This is a genomic window from Shewanella psychrophila, assembly GCF_002005305.1.
Taxonomy (GTDB): domain Bacteria; phylum Pseudomonadota; class Gammaproteobacteria; order Enterobacterales; family Shewanellaceae; genus Shewanella; species Shewanella psychrophila.
The window spans coordinates 3462911-3481526 of sequence record NZ_CP014782.1 but is presented as its reverse complement, the minus strand read 5'-3'; the positions used below and the strand labels follow the sequence as shown (position 1 = coordinate 3481526).

Sequence of the window (18616 nt, the reverse complement as noted above, 5' to 3'; positions counted from 1 at the left end):
GACGAGATAAGGCCAGTATATAAGGGATTTTTAAAAAGAAAAGTGTTATCAATCACGCAATTGTTGATATATGCCCCTGTTAACGAGTTTGTTGTAAAGTTTCTTCTGTTGCTGAATAAAGCAGCGCTAAACATGATATAGGTCATTAAATGACGTATTTTTATTACATGTATGGCATAACTTTGTTAGCATGTACGTAGATTAAATTAACTTAACTTTAACTTGCTTTAGGGGCACGGACCCCCCAATTCGCTTATGGATGGCAGAAGGCCTTAAAAGGTACCTTCATGGAAGCTTCAACGATTGAAATCATTGGTTATTTTGCGTCAGTAATGGTCGCTATTTCGTTAATGATGAAAGATATCATCTGGCTTAGATGTTTAAACTTTACCGGCTGTTCCTTGTTCGTTGTTTACGGGATCTATATATCGGCTTGGCCGGTGGCAGGCATGAATGCGTTTGTTGCCTGTATCAATATCTACCACCTGATAAAAATCTATCGTGCAAAATCACAACAAGTCGCCATGGCATAAGAATATGCTGGCAGACATTTTCGAATGTCATAAAAACTTAGGCTAGTTGTCACCTCGCCGTAATGGCACCTTTTTAGGCTCTAAATCAGCATACTGGCTGATGAGGAGCCTTTTTATGTTTGGGACTATTACAAAATTAGATAGACAAGCATTTCAATATTTCTTCGCGCTTAGCGAACAGAAAGAGTGGCACTCGCTTGCCAGAAAAATATCAAAAACCGGCGATGGCCCATTCTACTTCATTCTTTCGTTGATCTTACTGGTGAGTCATACCAGAGGTGGGGAGCTGTTTAATCTGGTTTTAGTGGCATTTATTCTCGAAATCCCACTCTACCTCATATTGAAAAACTCCATTAGGCGAACACGTCCTTGCCATAGAGGGGGGCTCTGTCTCGAGGGGAGTTCTGTCAATGCGGAACAAGAAGACTCGCTGTTGTCTACTACTTGCGTTATTGCTTCGAACGTTAATACTTCGAAGCAATTTGAGCCGTCAGATAAGTTTAGTCTGCCATCGGGACATACCGCTGCCGCATTCGTTATGGCGACTTCCATCTGGGCTATTTATCCACAATGGCTGTTATTGGTCTACTTCTGGGCTTTCGTTATCGGGCTATCACGCATTGCTCTAGGGGTGCATTACCCCCTGGATATCCTAGCTGGTGCCTTATTGGGCTCGGGCTCTGTGATTGCTGTTTTATACCAGTTCCATTAAATAAGTGATCATTCAGTGGGAATTAAAAACGTTGTAGGCAAGTTAAGGGGATTGAAGCTAATGGTTATTCTCGGCAACAAGCTCCTGCATCCATGCAGTCGTATATCGAGAGCCACTTGCGCAGCATAAAATGTTTTTCCTTTTGCTTTAAACATCAGTTGCACAAGGTGAGCTTCTCTGGACTCCCACTTTTACGTTGCATTGCCTCAAAAGGGAATAACCATTTCTTCAACAATGCGCCTTGAATTTAAAGCCCTGAGAAAGCTCTGAATAGGTCATACATTTAATGGAATTGGTATTTACATAAGCAGGTATTAATTTGTGTCATTTCAGGGAGAAAAAATGAGAATTCTTTATGGCGTCCAGGGAACGGGTAATGGCCATTTAAGCCGAGCACGAGTCATGGCTAAGTCTCTGCAAAAGTATGGCGTGGATGTCGACTTCTTCTTTTCTGGCCGTTCTCCTGAGCAGTTTTTTGATATGGAGTGCTTCGGGGAATACCAGGTTGAGGCTGGGCTGACAATTGCGACCAATAGTGGCCGAGTGAGTATGGCAAGAACCGCATGGAAAAATTCAGTTCCTTCTCTGCTTAATGATATACATTCCTTAGATCTGAGCCCTTATGATCTGGTATTGAACGATTTTGAACCGGTTTCTGCCTGGGCTGCGAAGCGTCAAGGTGTGACTTCAATAAGTGTGAGTCATCAGGCAGCCCTTAAATATGCAGTGCCTAAGGTGGGAGAGACTTGGTTCAATGAGAAATTACTGAATTATTTTGCCCCTGTGGATATCGCACTGGGTTGCCATTGGCATCATTTTGGTTTCCCTATTTTACCGCCATTTGTCGAGGTTGATCCTGTTGTAGCCGTTAACTCACATCAAATCTTAGTGTATCTGCCGTTCGAAGAGCCCGATGACATAGTTAAGTTTTTGGCGCCCTTTAAGGAATATTGCTTTCATGTCTATCATGGTAAGGCGCCGAAGACTCCTTACCCTAGTCATATTAAGTGGTCCGGTTTTAATCGTGATGGTTTTAAGCTGCAACTATCAACTTGTGGCGGCGTGATTGGTAGCGCAGGATTCGAGCTGGCGAGCGAAGCCTTAACCTTAGGTAAGAAGCTATTGGTTAAACCGCTAATCGGACAGTTCGAACAGTTATCTAATGTTGCAGCTTTAGAGCTATTAGGCGCAGCTGATACTATGATGTCACTCGACAGCGAAGCCTTACGTCGATGGTTAAAATTGGCAGCTCCTGAGCCAATTCACTACCCCCAAGTGGGTGATGGGTTGGTCAAATGGCTGCTCTCTGGTGAGTGGCATTCAGGAGACAAGCTCTGTCGTCAATTGTGGGATGAGGTCGACCTGCCTCAAAGCTGGCGCAAGAAGAGCCCCTAAGGGAGTTAGCTTCGAATGAAGCTCGATTACATTTTCTGTGGTTAGTTTCTGGCTGTTTTGCTGTTGGATAGTATTTTGAAGGTCGGCCCTTCAATGTAACCTAACGCCTGGCCGGCGAGGCATGTGCACTCTTTATTGCGAGAGGGTTCTATGAGACGCCGGATCTTGATTTCATAAGAGTCCATCTGACCTCCAAGGTCTTAAGCGTTCCAGACGCTTTTAAGATATTTCCCATCTCCTTATGGGTAAGCGGAGGAAATGCAAAATTCTGTATGGAACAGAATTGGCTAATTGGTCAAATTCAGACCGTACTCCTTCGAGGGAAGGGAGTCCATACATCTCGTTCGAAGCGTATCACTTCATGATACCTCACCCTGAAACCGAAGCTCACAGCCGCATCTACACTTAGGTTTTAACAAGCAGCCTATCCTTTCAATTTAGGTTTATTGCTAGGCTTCGTAACTCATCTCTGCCCCAAAGCTTGCTAGCCTTCGAATGAAGACTGGTTGCATTTTCTGATTTATATTCTGGCTTAGTTCATGTTGGGTTGTGTTTGAAAGTAGTACCTTTCATTGCAACCTAACGCTTCCCAGCGGGGGCTATGCAGAGGCTTCTGCGAAACGCCGCAAGCACTTCCTTGTGGGCTCGACGATGGCATCCCTGCCATCAACGTCCGCAGCTGCATCTACACGGGGTTATTTCTTTCTTCGATTTGGATTTTATTGGTAAGTCTAAGCTTGAATTGGTAACACGCTAATAAGATGGTACGCCCCAACCTAGTGTTAAACTCCAGTTTGTCTGGTTAACAAATAAGAGGTGATCATCATGTCTAACTTTCGGTTTCAGGGATGAAACCGCAGAGCGTATAGGGACATATCTACAGCGTCCCACAGAAGCAGCTACATGTGAGCCTGCTGCAAGCAATAAACACCAATGAAGCTTTGGTAATCGACATAAAACCAAATACTCATTCAGCCCAATGAAACCTTAAAAGATACTTACAACCTATTACCAGACAAGAGATTTGAATTCTGCCTCGCAGAAGTGTTTGCACATTCCTCGCCGGACAGGCGGTAGATAACAATGCAATATTGGTAAGCTGAACACTACCAAGTATCAAACCAGCCAAATGAATCCACAATAGATATTTCAGAAACTTGTTATTGGACAAGTGTATCAACCACTATGTTTCATTTGTGTAACTTGTTACTCTTTGTCCAGATAAAATATATGAGGGATGATAAATGAACTGGATGGAATTTATAATACAGCTTTTTGATAAACTGGCTTGGCCGCTGGTTCTGTTGATTTGTGTATCTAGTTTAAAACGTCCAATCGCTAAGTTGATCCCGCTGGCTAAAAAGCTCAAGTTTAAAGATCTGGAAGTGGAGTTTGGCCAAGAGTTGAAGTCCATAGCGCAGAAAGCAGAAGGCGCATTTCCTGAGCTAAAATATGACAGTAAGTCTCTGCTCATCGCTGCTGCTAATAACCTGCCAAACTCTGCTGTTATTCAGGCCTGGGAAGCTGTAGATACCGCTGCAGAATCCCTTATCAGAGCAAAAAAAATCAATATCGAATTGGATGTGAATACTCGCTATAAGCATATTGAGAGCATCTTACTCAAAGAGAACTTCATCAATACCAAGCAAGGCAAGCTGTTCAGTGAACTTAGGCAACTAAGAAACCGAGTCGCTCATGCGGTAGGTTACGAAATAGGCAAGGTGGAAGCGATTCAATATATTGAACTCTGTTTTAAACTTATTAGCCATTTGGAAACTCTGGCATGTGAGGGAGAAACTGAGTGTCTTGCCAGAGTTGAGAGCATTGCCGGCTAACAGATTCCCAGCTGATAACCCCCTGTGTTAATTAGTTGTTACGGGTTATTGACTGTTAGTATGATTTTCATACACTGGTACCCTTCATGGATTGAATGTGTAAGGGTTTTCGATGGGATCGATAACGAAGAGAAAGAGTAAGCGTTTCACCATACATTTTACTGTGGTGGGGATATTTATTTTAGCCACAGCCGTTACCGCAGCAATTGCTATCGGCTTACAGTATTATTTCAGTAAGACCATGGCCACCGAATCCGCGCTTAAGCTCTATAATCTTACTGCTAAGAATGTCAGCAGTTATCTCTCTCAGGTGGATAGTCAGGCTATCAATACCACTAAGTTACTCTCGAGTTTCGATAATTTAGTCCTCGATGATGATTTTAATCAAGAGTCTATTCAGACGTTTGCCCAAGTTATGCGAACCAACCCCCTATTTTATGCCATCTATGTTGGCATGCCCGACGGTGACTTTTATGAGTTGATCAATCTAAATGCCCATCCAATCATCAGAAAACAGCTAGATGCCACACATATGGACAGGTGGGTGAGGATAACGATAAAGCAAGATGGAAGTAGGGGGATAAGAGAAACGAGCTATTTAGACGCGCAATTCAAGTTGCGAGTGACACGCACAGAATCCAGTGATTATGATGCAACCAGTCGGCTGTGGTTTATCGACTCAAACACACTGAGTGTATCCAAGACCGAACCTTACCTTTTCAGGCATCTGCAATCTCCAGGTCAGACCTATTCAATCAAATTAGCCGAGTCCGGGGCGGTTCTCGGCGTCGATATCGCGCTATCGACCTTGAACGAATACCTTATTAGCCAGAGTGAGAATGAATCGGGAGAATCACAAACTGAAATCTATCTTTATAAACCGAGTGGTGAGCTAATTGCCTCTAATCAGAAGCAGCGAGTACAAGCCCAGATCCCTCAATCAGAAAAGCTTAATTTGACTAAGGAGCAGCAGGTACTTGTTGAAAATACACCAAGCCTGCTGGTTTCTAACGAAACGGATTGGGCACCCATCGATTTTGCGGTATCGGGTCAACCCCAGGGTTATAGCATAGACGTGGTTAACTTAGTTGCCGAGATGACTGGGTTACAAGTTCAGTTTATCAATGGCTTCACCTGGAACGAACTGGTCGACAGCTACATGATCGAAGAGTTAGATATGCTGCAACCTATTATGAAAACGGTCAAGAATGAAAGTCTGGGTGAGTTTACTATGCCATTTTTAGACCTTAAATATGGCGTAGTGACGCGTCCCGATGTGAAGCTGATAAAGGCATTGTCAGAACTAAATGGTAAGCGGCTGGCTATTCCCCTAGGCTGGTCGATTATTCCTGTTATCCAAGCTAATTTTCCTGAGATGGAAGTCGTCGAGCTTGCATCGACCCAAGCAATATTGAGTGCCGTGGAGCAAGGCGAAGTATTTGCAGCCTTAGACAACAGTATTATTTTGCATTATACGGCTAAGAGTTTCTTCATTGATGAGCTTAAATATCACGAAGATATCTGTTTTGAGGATGTACAAGTACCAACGGGATTACATATTGCCATGCAAGGTAAGAATGCGCCGTTGATCCCTATCATAGATAAGGCACTGGCAAATATCACGCCTGAGCAGGTAATGGCCTTAAGATCCAAATGGTTTGCCGAAGGGCCTCAACACCTGTTAACCACTCAAGGCGCAGTGCCCTATGAAGCACTTATCGATATCGGTGAAAACAATCAATTGCACAATCAGCTGGTTCGCCGTGAACTGGGTGGCATAGAACAATTTGTGTTTGTCACGCCATTCGGTAATAACTCACAGACACAAGATCGTTTCGCCATCATAGTGCCAACCCAAACCCTGTTGGCTTCGAGCACGGACAAGGTGCAGAAGTCTATCGCTATCACAGTACTATGTTTACTCTTGTTACTTCCCATCTCTACAGTGTTCGCATCACCTATCATTCGCCCGATTAAGCTGCTTGCAATCGAAAATGAGAAAATCAAGAACCGCCACTATGATGAAGTCACCAATGTTGACTCTAATATTGCCGAACTCGATGAACTGGCTAGCTCAATGTGGGACATGTCTGAGTCAATTCAGCTTTATGAGCGTAATCAAAAAGAGTTGATGGAATCGTTTATTAAACTCATAGCCCAAGCCATCGATGATAAATCTCCCTATACGGCAGGGCACTGTAATCGGGTTCCTGAGCTTGGCTTGATGCTCGCCGATGCCGCCGCTAAATCTGAACTGGATCCTTTTAAAAACTTCGCTTTCAAATCGGCCGATGAGCACAGAGAGTTCCGTATTGCTGCCTGGCTACATGATTGCGGTAAAATCACCACCCCGGAATACATAGTCGATAAAGGCACTAAGCTAGAGGCCGTATATAACCGGATCCATGAAGTGCGCATGCGATTTGAAGTGCTTTGGCGTGATGCTGAGATTGATCACCTTAAGCGATTATCTTCTACAGATTCAAGTGAACTGTTAACCGCAGAGTTAGAACATAAACGTGAGCAGCTTAAGGCTGATTTTGAGTTTATCGCTAATGCCAATGTGGGCGGCGAATTTATGGATCAAGCTCATAAAGACCGTCTGGCCGAACTTGCCGTGATCACTTGGCAGAGAAACTTCGATGATAGGCTAGGCTTATCGCCAGTCGAAGAGCTTAACTTAAGTGATGCTCAGTCGGCAGAGAGCTACCCAGTGACTGAGCTACTGTTGAGAGACAAACCGGAACATATCATTAAGCGCATTAACAAGGTGGAATTTGACCCTAAGTTTGGCATTAAGATGGATATCCCTGAACATCAATATAACTTAGGTGAGCTGTATAACCTTTCCATATCGCGAGGAACCCTCACCGCCGAAGACAGGTTCAAAATAAACGAGCATGTAACCAGCACCATCAAGATGCTTGAAACTCTGCCATTCCCGCCTGAACTTGCTCGTGTGCCAAGATATGCATCGACTCACCATGAAACATTAAAGGGAACGGGTTATCCCCGAAAGCTCAGCGCAGGAGACCTCTCAATTCCTGAGCGTATTCTGGTGGTGGCCGACATCTTCGAAGCGCTTACCGCAGCCGACATACCCTATAAAAAGGCCAAACCGCTTAGTGTCGCTATCGATATTCTCCATAAGATGGCGTTGGACGAGCATCTGGATATGGATATCTTCAAGCTGTTCCTTAGCAGTGGTATCTATCTCGACTACGCGCATAAATTCCTCGATGCTAAGCAGATTAACGAGGTGAATATTGATAAGTATCTGAGTGATGAACAGCTTAAGCGCAGTGCCTAGTGTGAAAGGCTTAGCAGCGAGCAATTGAGTTGGTGCTTTTCAGCTCAATTTCGCTGTTCTCGGTTACTGGCAAAGTAAGTTTCTCGGGTCATGCTTATTTCACTCTTGTATTGAATGAGTTGGATAAAAGCATAGAGTACAGGAATTGCTAAAATACCCATTAACAGGTTGGGCAGCTCACTCATATCGAAGATTATCATCCCCAATAAAATAGCGATCCCAAGCCAGATACAAAATGCATCCTCAGCCTCTTTATGTTTACTTAAGAGAGACTCCATTTTTGCAATATACTCATCCTGTGCTTGGGTTTGAACTTGCTTAAACTGCTTTAGATTCACTGTTGACCTCATCTGTATGAATGTTACTGAGGCAGTAACCTCTTACTGAAGCACGATATTTTTGAATCATTTTATTTAAGAGTTTACTGCTTAATAATTTAAGGCGGCAGGCCAGAAATGGACTTTAATTTCATCTCATAATTATCAATATGAAACTAAAAGTAGGCTTGTTGTCTGTTAACTTTTTTTGTCCTAATCAAGGTGTTCATATGCGGCTTGGATCTTTTGTTTCCAAAGCTAAAACAAATTAATTGTTCAAAATTGATGTCGTGCTAAAATGCGCTCGGCAAGTCAAATGACTGCTAAAAAGGTCGTTTAGTGCCTTCCTTATTTCCCATCATTGATTAGAGTTTTTATGAAACGGATTTTACTGTTATCCCTGTTTGTTTTTTCTAATGCGGCCATCGCCGTTGAACCTCTGTTTGAAACTCCAGAAGATATGGAGCCGACATGGGTTGATGACATTTTGTCTGTCTTTGGTGCTGATGGTGAATATGATGAGACTAAAGCCATTGATATGAGTTACTTACCAACGGCTTATTACACACCAGAGAAAAAATTTGGTGTGGGTTTATTGATGGTGGGTTTATATAAAACTGACAATGCATCGAGTGAAGAACAGCCATCATCATTAGTGTTAAATTCGTTTGTATCCATGAACAACTCTTATGGTGTCGAAGTCGAAAACATGACATTTTTTAATGAAGGCAAACAAAGATTATTGCTGGAGTTAGAGTTACATAATGAAGCCGCAGTTTATTATGGCCAAGGCATAGAGCAAGGCGATCTAGACAGCAATCATCATGAGTTTGAAGAGCAGTTATATAGTTTCAAACCACGCTGGATGACCGAAGTCGCTGACAACTATTTTATTGGTGTCGGTGCCGACTTTGTTTACGCAAGCGCAGGACAGCTAGAGTTGGTGGAAACTGAAACGCCCGTAGATTCTGCCGATATTTTACCGGATAACTTTAGTTCAGGCGTCGTGATCACCAGTATCTATGATTCACGAGATTACCGCTTAAACGCCACAAAAGGTTGGTTATTTCAAATCGATGCCGGCTTATATCAAAACAACGAGTCCTCTTCGTTTTCGACTTATGATATCGAGTTAGCCAACTATATTGACCTAGGCAACTCTGCACCTGGGCTCATCGCTTGGCAAGTGCAGGGGCACTTTACCGATGGCGATGTGCCTTGGAACATGTTGCCAGACCTTGGCGGCTCTAATGCCATGCGCGGATATATCAAAGGCCGCTACCGTGATGAGCAGATGATGATGGGACAAGTTGAATACCGCCTACCCATATTCCAACGTTATGGCATGGTCTTTTGGGGCGCGGTAGGTAGCGTGGCACCCAAAATAAATGATCTGACCGAGGAGCTATTAACCTCTTACGGAACAGGTTTCCGTTTTAATATCAAAGACAATATCAATTTACGTTTTGATGTGGGCGTTGGTGAAAATGAAACCAACTTCTACCTTAATGTGAATGAAGTCTTTTAAGCACAGCTAACATTGCGACCGCTATGGGAAGTATGAAGTGTATAAAGAGCCTATTTAGATGATGACACAGACTGTTTTAGTACAAGTTCTAGCGCTAACTTTATTACTCGGGACATTAACCAATACAGCTTTCGCCAATGAACAACAAAAGCACGAACAAAAAGAGCAGGTTCAGTGCAGCCGCACGTCAAATTTCTCTATTTATCTGAGTGGCATATATACCGGCACAATGAACAGGATTGAGGCTTGGCAGGGTAAGACTGCGGTTGTAACTACAACAAGTGAAGCCAGCATTTTAGGCATAGGTACTCAGTACCATCAGCGGGCTGAGTTATCTTGGTCGAGTGAAACTAATGAATGGCTAACCGATAAATTTCATCAAGAAGTGACAGGGTTTCGCTCTAGAGACATGAGGGTGACCTTTGATAATCATGGCCTTGACTCTCGGGTCGATATCAATGGAGAGGTAGAGACCTATAAATCGGAAACTATCCCTCTGCGAGATGTGGACACCTTGGCGATTCAAATCCGAGAATACCTGTTACAAGGCCGAAAGCAATTTGCCTTAATCCGACAAGCTTCAGATGATATAGAGCCCTATCAATTCTATGTTCAAGAACGCCAGACAGAAAACATAGAGCCCTGGGGCGAGCTAACCTTGATACCTGTGGAGCAAACAGGTGCTGAAGATGTTACCTATTACTTTGCCCCAGCTATGGATTACCAACTGATTAAAGCCCGCTATCACGGCATCATACTTCGAGGGCTAATCGAACTCGATAGTTACACCTCATCATGTGAGCCCAGCTCTGCTCAAGCTCGTTGAGTTTATTGTTATAACGGTAAGCTTCTTGGCTAAGCTGGCTTAGGTGTGCATTGATAACTTGAAATGCACTAGGTATGTTGTTGATTAACAATGGGTGGCTTGGATATTGTTACTATACTGGTACGGGGGCAAGATTTGATTAAAAAAAATCAAGGTTTATTTGAGTAAAGGCCATAAAGGCAGCCATATCTTTTGTACTTAGATAAAGGGGGGCAGAGCACATTAGCTTAAGGTTATGCAGTATTAGTAGATAGGGAAATATAATCACAAAGGATAATAGATAAAAGGCTCACAGCTCATTAGCCCCAAACTCAAATCAAAGCCCTAATCTAGCGCCTGAATTCTTCTTTACTAATCCTTCAAGCCCCTAAAACCTTCTCCTCAAGATAATGTATCGACTGTCCACCTTCTCTAAACCCTTCATCTTTTAGTATCTGCTGTAGCAGAGGCACATTGGTGGCGATGCCTTCGATGGTCAACTCATTGAGTGCGGTCTGCATACGGGCTATGGCTTGGTTTCGTGTTGACCCCCAAGTGATCAGCTTTCCTATCATAGAATCGTAATAGGGCGGAACTGTGTAGCCTGAGTAAATATGAGAATCCCAACGAACGCCGATGCCGCCGGGGGCGTGAAAGGCTTTCACTGTGCCGGGTGAGGGGATAAAGGCGTGTGGATCTTCGGCATTGATGCGGCACTCTATGCTGTGGCCGTTTAGCGAGATATCTTCTTGCCTGATAGTGAGCGGCTTACCTGCTGCGATCTCAAGTTGCGCCTGAATCAGATCGACGTCTGTCACCATCTCAGTGATGGGGTGTTCTACCTGTATGCGAGTATTCATCTCGATAAAATAAAAGTGGCCTGCTTCATAGAGGAATTCGAAGGTGCCTGCACCGCGATAATCGATATCGACACAGGCCTTAGCACATAAAGTACCAATCTCGCGACGAGTGTCTGCGTCTATGCCTAAGGCTGGCGCTTCCTCTACCACCTTCTGGTGCTTGCGCTGCATGGAGCAGTCGCGCTCGCCTAAGTGAATGGCACGACCTTGGCCATCACAGAGGATTTGAATTTCGATATGGCGAGGTGTTTGCAGATATTTTTCCATGTACACATCGCCATTAGCGAAGGCTGCTTTGGCTTCGGCTTGAGTGAGTTCAATGGCCTGTATCAACTTGCTTTCATCATGGACAACGCGCATGCCACGGCCACCGCCACCCGCAGTTGCCTTGATGATCACCGGATAACCTATCTCTATTGCTAAGCGTTTATTGAGCTGTTCATCATTAGAAAGCATGCCATCTGAGCCTGGTACAGTAGGTACTCCGGCTTTTTTCATTGCAGCGATGGCAGAGACTTTATCGCCCATCAGCCTAATCACTTTCGCTGTTGGGCCGATAAAGCTAAAGCCGCAGGCTTCAACTTGTTCGGCAAAGTCGGCGTTTTCTGACAGAAAACCATAACCTGGATGTATGGCATCGACTTTGGCGGCAGATGCTGCGGCGAGTATGGCGGCAATATTGAGGTAGCTTTCGCTTGCTGCTGGTTTGCCTATGCACAAACTGGCATTGGCTTGCTTGATATGTAAAAGGTCTTTATCTGCGCTAGAGTAGACGGCGACAGTTTCGATGCCAAGTTGAGTGCAAGCGCGCTGAATTCTCAATGCTATTTCGCCTCGGTTGGCGATAAGCACGCGTTTAATTGGGCGCACAACTGGCAGGTTCATCTATGGCAATTCCTTTTTAGCTATGCGCTTAAATGCTGAGTGTTTTTTCGCAACTCGCAACTCAATAAAGTATCGAGCTCAAGACAAGGCTAAGAAAGCCTCGAGTCACGAGCTATAGAGCGAAGTTCGTCACCTGCTGCTCACAACAGATCTTATTCATCTTCAATGATAATCAAGGGCTGATCGAAACCGACGGCGTCGCCATTCTCCACCAAAATTGACCTAATGATACCGCTGCGATGAGCCTCTATCTGGTTCATCATCTTCATCGCCTCGATAATACAAATGGCTTGACCTTTCTCGACTCTTTGCCCAAGTGTAGATAAGGGAGCGGCTTCGGGAGCAGGAGATAGATAGAAGGTGCCTACCATAGGTGAAATGACTGTATTTTCGTTAGGCTCAACGAGCTCGTCATTTGTCGTTGAATTCTGCCCGTGACTTTGAGGCTGAGTGGCAGTGATATTTGTTTGTGATGAATCATGACTCACGGTATAGACCTGCTGGGGCGTATGTATTTGAGTCGGGCTTTGGCGGCAGATACGTACCGACTCTTCGCCCTCTTTGACTTCAAGCTCTTCGATGCCAGATTCTTGAACTAGCTCAATCAGCTTCTTGATTTTGCGAATATCCATAACTCTACCTTAATGCTCTGCGGTCTTGGCATGTAAACGCGTAATCGCCGATTTTAGGGCAAAGTGATAACCCTCAGGACCTAAACCACAGATAACGCCAATGGCTTTATCTGAGAAGTAGGAGTGATGACGGAAAGGTTCACGAGCATGGACATTAGAGAGATGCACTTCGATAAAAGGAATCGCGACGCCTAATATGGCATCACGTATAGCTACGCTGGTATGGGTGAATGCTGCCGGGTTGATGATGATAAAGTCAGCGTCTGTATTATGTATGGCATCGATAAGTTCATGCTCGGCATTAGACTGAATATGCTCAAGCTCTATCCCTGCCGCTCTAGACTCATCGGTAAGGTCGGTAACGATTTGCGGTAAGGTCTTTACGCCATAGTGGCCAGGCTCACGTCGACCCAGAAGGTTTAGATTCGGGCCATTAATTAATAAGACCTTTGCTTTGCTGCTCATGTCAAAATCCTTTGAGAATACAGATGGCTCGTGATTTATGACTAAATGGCATAAATCACGGATAAGATGATTAGTCTGATTTCAACAGAAGTTGGCGAAGATGTCGACACATGGCTGCATTTTCGACGAAAATAGGTTGGTAATAGAGTTACGCTGGTGGGGCTGGGATGATGCTGCGCTGGTGGGACTGGGATGTAGGACTGCTTTAACTGGGAGAGAACAAACCGATAAATTTCGAGGCTAACCCCCCTCCTACAGACAATTCAGGACGCAGTCCGTCTAATAGGCGAAGCCGTCTGTGAAGCGACAGGCCGAAGGCCATCGTCTTAGCTTCAAACCCTAAGATTTTTTAATAGTCTGACTTATTGCGTCTCAAGGCTTTAGTGGCCCCTTTTTGCTTTTTCGCATCGACGCGGCGGCGTTGGCTTCCCTTGGTAGGCTTAGTGGCTACTCGTCTTTTTTGCATTATGGCTACACTGGAAACCAGTTCGATAAACTGTTCAAGTGCTGTTTGGCGATTAAAGTCCTGACTGCGGCTTTGTTGGCATTTTATAATGATCTTACCGCTCTTAGTAATGCGATGATCGGCGCGTTTTAACAGGGCTTGTTTGTAAAAGTCAGGCAGAGAGGAAGCGTTAATATCAAAGATGATCTGCGCTGCGGTAGAGACCTTGTTGACGTGCTGGCCGCCAGCGCCACTCGCGCGTATAAACTGCCACTCAATTTCATTGTCTTGAAGAGATACACTGTTAGAAATTTTGATCATAGTAGAATGATGTCGTTATTTGAAAGTAGCATTAACATTACCAACCATATTAACATTGTCTTGAAGAGATACACTGTTAGAGATTTTGATCATAGTAGAATGATGTCGTTATTTGAAAGTAGCGTTAACTAAGTCAGCCATATTAACAGAAGATAATCGAATATCGATTTATTCTGCATTGAGTGATCTGATATGATTTAGGCCATTCAACAGTAAGCTACAGTTTTGCTGTTCATATTTGTTCGGAGTTTCTCTATGCTATGCAAAATCCCAGACATTGCTGACGGGGTTATAAGCCTTTTCGCAAGCGGGCGTTTGTCGACCTCAGATTATCAACAGAAGCTTAAGCCACTAATCGATGACTACCATGTGCAAACAGGTAAAGTTTGTCTCTACATCGAAGCCGATGTCCTGTTAGAAGGTTGGGACTCTCAATCTTTGTCTGGCAGTGGTGAAGTTCAGTTACCTAAGTTTGATGGTTTGGTACTTGTCGGTGGACCCGATTGGTTTGGTAATGCAGTGAAACTGCTGGGGCCATTTATGCAGGCTGAAGTCACTTGGTTTCCTCTAGAGGAAAAGCAGCTCGCAGCCGACTGGATAGCGTTACGTCAGAGCCAATAAATTTGAACGGTTATGGGTTTAAGCACATCAATTGAATTACTTTGATGAGTATTAATAATCAGGGTCACAAGCTAAAACGGTTATTTTACTCATTAATTACATTTCGACCGCTGTCAGTGAAGGAAGTGCTGGTGGCAATAAAATTTTAAAGGAAAATACCATGTCTTCATCTAATACAGTTAGTCGCACTTTAGTTAAATTGGGCGCAATCTCATTAGCGGCTATCTTTGCCCTAGGGCTTAGCGGCTGTGCACCTGAGGTCGGTAGCGACAAGTGGTGTAAGCAGATGAGCGAAAAAGATAAAGGTGATTGGACTGCCAACGAAGCGGCTGATTACGCTAAGCACTGTGTGTTTAAGTAACAGGCTGTATAAATAATTCTAGGCTGTAACAATGTGATTCTGACAATACTTTACAAAAACACTTAGGTATTAAGTATTGTCAGTTTTGAACTTTCGATTACAATGTGGGTCAGACGATTAGAAGTTAGCTTCTAACTCTTAATTTCGTTTTTGACAATTCTTTGAATAAATAAGGCATTCTTTGCAGTATTATTTTCGTCAATTCACTCACAAGATCGCTCTAGCGATGATCGCCGTTGTGCTTCTGCAGTTTGCAGGTGGCAACATGGGCGAGCATCAATTGCATCTTGGTAGCCATGACGAAGAGCCTGCCAACCATCCCCATGTTCAGTTTACTGCCCAAGTCACAACGGTAGAGATGGAGCAATGTACAACATGTTCTGATTTAAGTTTTGACGATTCAAGTACTGCACCAGATAGCTGTGATGATACTGTTGGCGATGGTGAGTTTGTCACCAATGGCTACTTAGCTGCAAATTTCGATGACTCTTTCTCAACAGCATCTGTTACAGAGCCGCATAGCCATCAAATTAGTAAGACCGAAATTAAACTTTTCGACCTTTGCTTAGACTGCCAGTGTCATGGTGGCCATGCTACGGTAATGACCAACCTATCGACTGAGCCATCAGTTCCTGTTAGCGATGAACTCGTTGCTATGGTTAGTGCTTACTTACCCCCAGAGTCTCTACCCGATTATCGCCCTCCAATCGTATAACACCTATACTTGCTCTAAATAGCGCTAAGCTATCTGTCCATTGCAAGTAAAAATCATGATTTACTCATTTTAAAGTAAGTGAGATCTTCTGGCTTTAGCCATGAGGTTCTTAGCTATGATTTAACCCTAAAGCACTCTGTTAGACCTGCAATAATCTGACTGCAAACATCTGTCCGTGATCACATTGAGATTCGGCTTAAGTGCAGCACAGGTATTGTCTCAAGATGTGGCTTTGGGGATAGGATATATGATGAAAAAGACCATAATAGCCAGTCTGTTATTAGCCTACTTTACCGGTGGCCTAATACCAGTTCAGGCTGCAAACCTCGATTCGACAGAAACAGGCAGCACACTCAATAGCAGTGAAGCAATGTTCACCCAGAATGGTAGAGAGGGCTTCAAGACCTGGCTACCTGATTTGATGCAAACCTTCAACGCCTTGCCTGAGGTTGCAGCTCAACAAGCCAGGCGTACTCAAGCCAAGCTCAGTGTTCAAGCGGCTGATCAAGCCATTTATAATCCTGAGCTGGGGATGAACTATCAAAATGCCACCGACGATACCTATAGTCTGGACATCAGTCAGACCATAGATTGGGGCGATAAGCGCGGCGCGGCAACACGTATTGCTCAACTTCAAACTGAAATTTTGCTCTCAGATATCACACTCGAGCGCAGCCAGATGCTGGCGAACGTGATTCAAGCGTTAGTAGAGCAATCCCAAAGCCGTAAGGCACTTAATTTTCAGCAGCAACAGCTAGCTTCGGCCAAGCGTTCTCTGGATATCGCTAAGCAGCAATTACAGGTGGGTGACCTTTCGTCAGTAGCCTTGCAATTGGTGCAGCTGGATGTTGCCAGTCGCGCCGCAGAATATGCTCTTGCCGAACAAGACTCTATCTCGGCTGATGCCAGTGTATTGATACTGTTGGGTAATAGTGAAACAGCATTTAGTGGTTTTATCGGTTCATTGAGAGTTCCCACTATTTCGATGCAAATTGACCCTGAATTGCCGGCACTTAAAAGTGCTTATCAACAAGTCATGCTGACTAAGCTCAGTGCCGATCAAGTTAAAGCTGATACATCTGCCGACCCAACGATTAGCCTAAGTGCTGAGCGCGAAGGCGTTGAAAATAAGGTCGGTGTCGGATTCTCTATCCCCTTGCAGATCCGTAATAACTATAGCGATACCTTAGCGGTGGCTAGTCAAGAGATAGCCATTGCAGAGCAAACCTATCTGGCTCAAGAACGCGTGCTCAAGCAGCAACAGCAAAAGTTTTATCTTGCTATGCCAAGGCTTACTGAGCGTTATCAGGATTGGCGTGAATTAGTACTGAACTCTGGCCACGAAGCGGCATCGGGTCTTGCGCAGCAATGGCGCGCCGGAGACATAGAAACCAGTGTGTATTTACAAAGCCAACGTCAACTTTCTACTAGCTATCTTGCAGGTTTGTCCTTAGAGACAGCCCTTTATACCAGCTGGCTTGAATGGATGGGCGCGAGTGGTCAACTGGAGACATATTTAAATGCTCAGTTGCCCGGCTTATCAGAGATTAATCATGCAGGCGCCGACCAAAACGGCTCTTCAGCTCAGCACTAATTCAGATGGGAACGCTTGTTATGAACATACAAAGTAAAAGCATAAAAAATAGATTTAAGAGCATGAATACAGATATGAAAAACCAACAACAAACACAGACACTAGCAACACCCTTTCATTTGAATGCGCTTGCAAGAGCCATGAGTTTTGCATTTTTAATGACCTTAACCGCAGCAGTTGTCACTCCTTCGACAGCATTTGCCGGGGAAGGCCATGATCACGGCGCCGAAACAACAGAAACAGCTAAGGCTCCAGCAGCAGAGGAGAGCGGAGAAGATCATGCACTTAAGTTAACCGCTGAGCAGCAAGCCCTTGCGGGGGTTGAAGTGATGCAACTGTCTGAAGAGTCGTTTAATTTAGAAGCAGTAGCCACGGCAACGCTTGTGGTCGACAGAGATAGAACCATGGCCTTGGCACCGCAAGTCGATGTGCGCGTATTGGAACGCCATGTTGTGCCAGGTCAAGAGGTTAGTAAAGGCGAGCCTTTATTAACTTTAGGCGGCGTCGCCGTTGCTCAGGCACAGGCCGATTATATTAATGCCGAGGCTGAGTGGAGCCGGGTAAAACGCATGGGTAAGAGCGCCGTCAGCGCTAGCCGTCGCTTGCAGGCGCAGGTCGATGCTGAGCTCAAACGTGCAATCTTAGAAGCGATGAAGATGACGCCAGTTCAGATAGCTAAGCTGGAGTCCAATCCAAGCACTATCGGTAGTTATCAATTATTAGCACCGATTAATGGCCGAGTGCAGCAAGATATCGGTTTCTTAGGTCAAGTGATCACCGCGGGTACCGCGCTCATGCAGCTGACCGATGAGTCACATCTATGGGTAGAAGCACAGGTAACCCCGGCACAATCTGAAAATATCAGTATCGGTAGCAAGGCATTGGTTCGTGTGGGTGACAGAACTTTAGAAGCTAAGATCATAGGTCGCTCACATGAGCTTAACAGCGTGACTCGCACCGAACAGATTTTAGTAAGCCTAGAAAACCCAGGCCATGTTATTCATGCCGGACAATTTGCCGAGTTGTACTTACCAAGTTCAGTCCAAGGCGGGGTGATCTTACCCGATGCGGCATTGACTCGTGGCGGCGATGGTGACTGGCAGGTATTTATTCAGGATGAAGATGGCTTCGAGGCAGTAGAGGTCGAAGTGGTTGAGCGCCAGCGTGGCATGAACTTAGTTCGTGGCCTAACGCCTGGCAGTAATGTTGTGGTATCAGGGGCATTTTTCTTAGCCTCAGAGCAGGCTAAGTCCGGCTTCGACATACATAACCACTAAGCAAC

At 44.6% G+C, this 18616-nt stretch carries 17 protein-coding genes; 12 read left to right on the top strand and 5 right to left on the bottom strand.

Annotated features, from left to right (window positions below):
- The first annotated feature begins 287 nt into the window (after positions 1 to 287).
- The 5 genes from sps_RS14985 (at position 288) to sps_RS14965 (ending at position 7785) form a co-directional block, all read left to right on the top strand.
- Positions 288 to 533, top strand: a complete 246-nt coding sequence (locus tag sps_RS14985; RefSeq protein WP_077753267.1) for a YgjV family protein — start codon at positions 288 to 290, stop codon at positions 531 to 533.
- Between the two features lie 115 nt (positions 534 to 648).
- On the top strand, positions 649 to 1245 hold the full coding sequence (locus tag sps_RS14980) for a phosphatase PAP2 family protein (RefSeq protein ID WP_077753266.1): 597 nt from the start codon (positions 649 to 651) through the stop codon (positions 1243 to 1245).
- Positions 1246 to 1587: 342 nt separating this feature from the next.
- Positions 1588 to 2640 carry an MJ1255/VC2487 family glycosyltransferase gene (locus sps_RS14975; RefSeq protein WP_077753265.1) on the top strand — a complete coding sequence of 351 codons (1053 nt, stop codon included), beginning with the start codon at positions 1588 to 1590 and terminating at the stop codon, positions 2638 to 2640.
- A 1244-nt stretch (positions 2641 to 3884) separates the two neighbouring features.
- Positions 3885 to 4475, top strand: coding sequence for a DUF4145 domain-containing protein (locus sps_RS14970; RefSeq protein ID WP_077753264.1), 591 nt, complete (start codon positions 3885 to 3887; stop codon positions 4473 to 4475).
- A 112-nt stretch (positions 4476 to 4587) separates the two neighbouring features.
- Positions 4588 to 7785, top strand: coding sequence for an HD domain-containing phosphohydrolase (locus sps_RS14965; protein ID WP_077753263.1), 3198 nt, complete (start codon positions 4588 to 4590; stop codon positions 7783 to 7785).
- A gap of 44 nt (positions 7786 to 7829) precedes the next feature.
- On the opposite strand, the gene sps_RS14960 is transcribed toward sps_RS14965, so the two are convergent.
- Positions 7830 to 8123: a hypothetical protein gene (locus sps_RS14960; protein WP_149027285.1), complete on the bottom strand. Its 294-nt coding sequence runs from the start codon at positions 8121 to 8123 to the stop codon at positions 7830 to 7832.
- 355 nt (positions 8124 to 8478) lie between these two features.
- Here sps_RS14960 and sps_RS14955 point away from each other — a divergent pair, with 355 nt between their 5' ends.
- Both sps_RS14955 and sps_RS14950 read left to right on the top strand, forming a co-directional pair.
- The gene (locus sps_RS14955; RefSeq protein ID WP_077753261.1) at positions 8479 to 9630 is read left to right on the top strand and encodes a BamA/TamA family outer membrane protein; all 1152 of its coding nucleotides are present in this window, start codon (positions 8479 to 8481) and stop codon (positions 9628 to 9630) included.
- Positions 9631 to 9688: 58 nt separating this feature from the next.
- Positions 9689 to 10456, top strand: coding sequence for a hypothetical protein (locus tag sps_RS14950; protein ID WP_179948376.1), 768 nt, complete (start codon positions 9689 to 9691; stop codon positions 10454 to 10456).
- 359 nt (positions 10457 to 10815) lie between these two features.
- Here sps_RS14950 and accC read toward each other — a convergent pair whose 3' ends face one another.
- From accC to arfB, 4 genes are all read right to left on the bottom strand, one after another.
- A complete protein-coding gene (gene accC, locus sps_RS14945; RefSeq protein ID WP_077753260.1) occupies positions 10816 to 12180 on the bottom strand; it encodes an acetyl-CoA carboxylase biotin carboxylase subunit in 1365 nt (454 codons plus the stop codon).
- A 152-nt stretch (positions 12181 to 12332) separates the two neighbouring features.
- Positions 12333 to 12812: an acetyl-CoA carboxylase biotin carboxyl carrier protein gene (gene accB / locus sps_RS14940; protein WP_077753259.1), complete on the bottom strand. Its 480-nt coding sequence runs from the start codon at positions 12810 to 12812 to the stop codon at positions 12333 to 12335.
- A 9-nt stretch (positions 12813 to 12821) separates the two neighbouring features.
- On the bottom strand, positions 12822 to 13277 hold the full coding sequence (gene aroQ, locus sps_RS14935; protein ID WP_077753258.1) for a type II 3-dehydroquinate dehydratase: 456 nt from the start codon (positions 13275 to 13277) through the stop codon (positions 12822 to 12824).
- A gap of 349 nt (positions 13278 to 13626) precedes the next feature.
- Positions 13627 to 14043 (bottom strand): alternative ribosome rescue aminoacyl-tRNA hydrolase ArfB, encoded by a 417-nt coding sequence (arfB, locus tag sps_RS14930; RefSeq protein ID WP_077753257.1) that lies wholly within the window; start codon positions 14041 to 14043, stop codon positions 13627 to 13629.
- 255 nt (positions 14044 to 14298) lie between these two features.
- Between arfB and sps_RS14925 the strand changes: the two genes are divergently transcribed.
- From sps_RS14925 to sps_RS14905, 5 genes are all read left to right on the top strand, one after another.
- A complete protein-coding gene (locus sps_RS14925) occupies positions 14299 to 14664 on the top strand; it encodes a SpoIIAA family protein (RefSeq protein ID WP_077753256.1) in 366 nt (121 codons plus the stop codon).
- Between the two features lie 160 nt (positions 14665 to 14824).
- Complete coding sequence (locus tag sps_RS14920; protein WP_077753255.1) at positions 14825 to 15025, top strand: DUF3012 domain-containing protein; 201 nt, start codon at positions 14825 to 14827, stop codon at positions 15023 to 15025.
- A 181-nt stretch (positions 15026 to 15206) separates the two neighbouring features.
- A complete protein-coding gene (locus tag sps_RS14915; RefSeq protein WP_077753254.1) occupies positions 15207 to 15740 on the top strand; it encodes a hypothetical protein in 534 nt (177 codons plus the stop codon).
- A gap of 250 nt (positions 15741 to 15990) precedes the next feature.
- Positions 15991 to 17334, top strand: a complete 1344-nt coding sequence (locus sps_RS14910; RefSeq protein WP_077753253.1) for a TolC family protein — start codon at positions 15991 to 15993, stop codon at positions 17332 to 17334.
- Positions 17335 to 17408: 74 nt separating this feature from the next.
- Positions 17409 to 18611 (top strand): efflux RND transporter periplasmic adaptor subunit, encoded by a 1203-nt coding sequence (locus sps_RS14905; RefSeq protein ID WP_335695428.1) that lies wholly within the window; start codon positions 17409 to 17411, stop codon positions 18609 to 18611.
- Positions 18612 to 18616 lie beyond the last annotated feature (5 nt).

Coding starts and splice junctions, on each gene's coding strand:
- accC (WP_077753260.1), bottom strand. CDS start 12,180: ATGAACCTGCCAGTTGTGCGCCCAATTAAACGCGTGCTTATCGCCAAC.
- sps_RS14925 (WP_077753256.1), top strand. CDS start 14,299: ATGCTATGCAAAATCCCAGACATTGCTGACGGGGTTATAAGCCTTTTC.
- sps_RS14950 (WP_179948376.1), top strand. CDS start 9,689: ATGATGACACAGACTGTTTTAGTACAAGTTCTAGCGCTAACTTTATTA.
- sps_RS14955 (WP_077753261.1), top strand. CDS start 8,479: ATGAAACGGATTTTACTGTTATCCCTGTTTGTTTTTTCTAATGCGGCC.
- sps_RS14920 (WP_077753255.1), top strand. CDS start 14,825: ATGTCTTCATCTAATACAGTTAGTCGCACTTTAGTTAAATTGGGCGCA.
- sps_RS14975 (WP_077753265.1), top strand. CDS start 1,588: ATGAGAATTCTTTATGGCGTCCAGGGAACGGGTAATGGCCATTTAAGC.
- sps_RS14980 (WP_077753266.1), top strand. CDS start 649: ATGTTTGGGACTATTACAAAATTAGATAGACAAGCATTTCAATATTTC.
- arfB (WP_077753257.1), bottom strand. CDS start 14,043: ATGATCAAAATTTCTAACAGTGTATCTCTTCAAGACAATGAAATTGAG.
- sps_RS14965 (WP_077753263.1), top strand. CDS start 4,588: ATGGGATCGATAACGAAGAGAAAGAGTAAGCGTTTCACCATACATTTT.
- aroQ (WP_077753258.1), bottom strand. CDS start 13,277: ATGAGCAGCAAAGCAAAGGTCTTATTAATTAATGGCCCGAATCTAAAC.
- sps_RS14905 (WP_335695428.1), top strand. CDS start 17,409: ATGAAAAACCAACAACAAACACAGACACTAGCAACACCCTTTCATTTG.
- sps_RS14985 (WP_077753267.1), top strand. CDS start 288: ATGGAAGCTTCAACGATTGAAATCATTGGTTATTTTGCGTCAGTAATG.
- sps_RS14970 (WP_077753264.1), top strand. CDS start 3,885: ATGAACTGGATGGAATTTATAATACAGCTTTTTGATAAACTGGCTTGG.
- sps_RS14910 (WP_077753253.1), top strand. CDS start 15,991: ATGAAAAAGACCATAATAGCCAGTCTGTTATTAGCCTACTTTACCGGT.
- accB (WP_077753259.1), bottom strand. CDS start 12,812: ATGGATATTCGCAAAATCAAGAAGCTGATTGAGCTAGTTCAAGAATCT.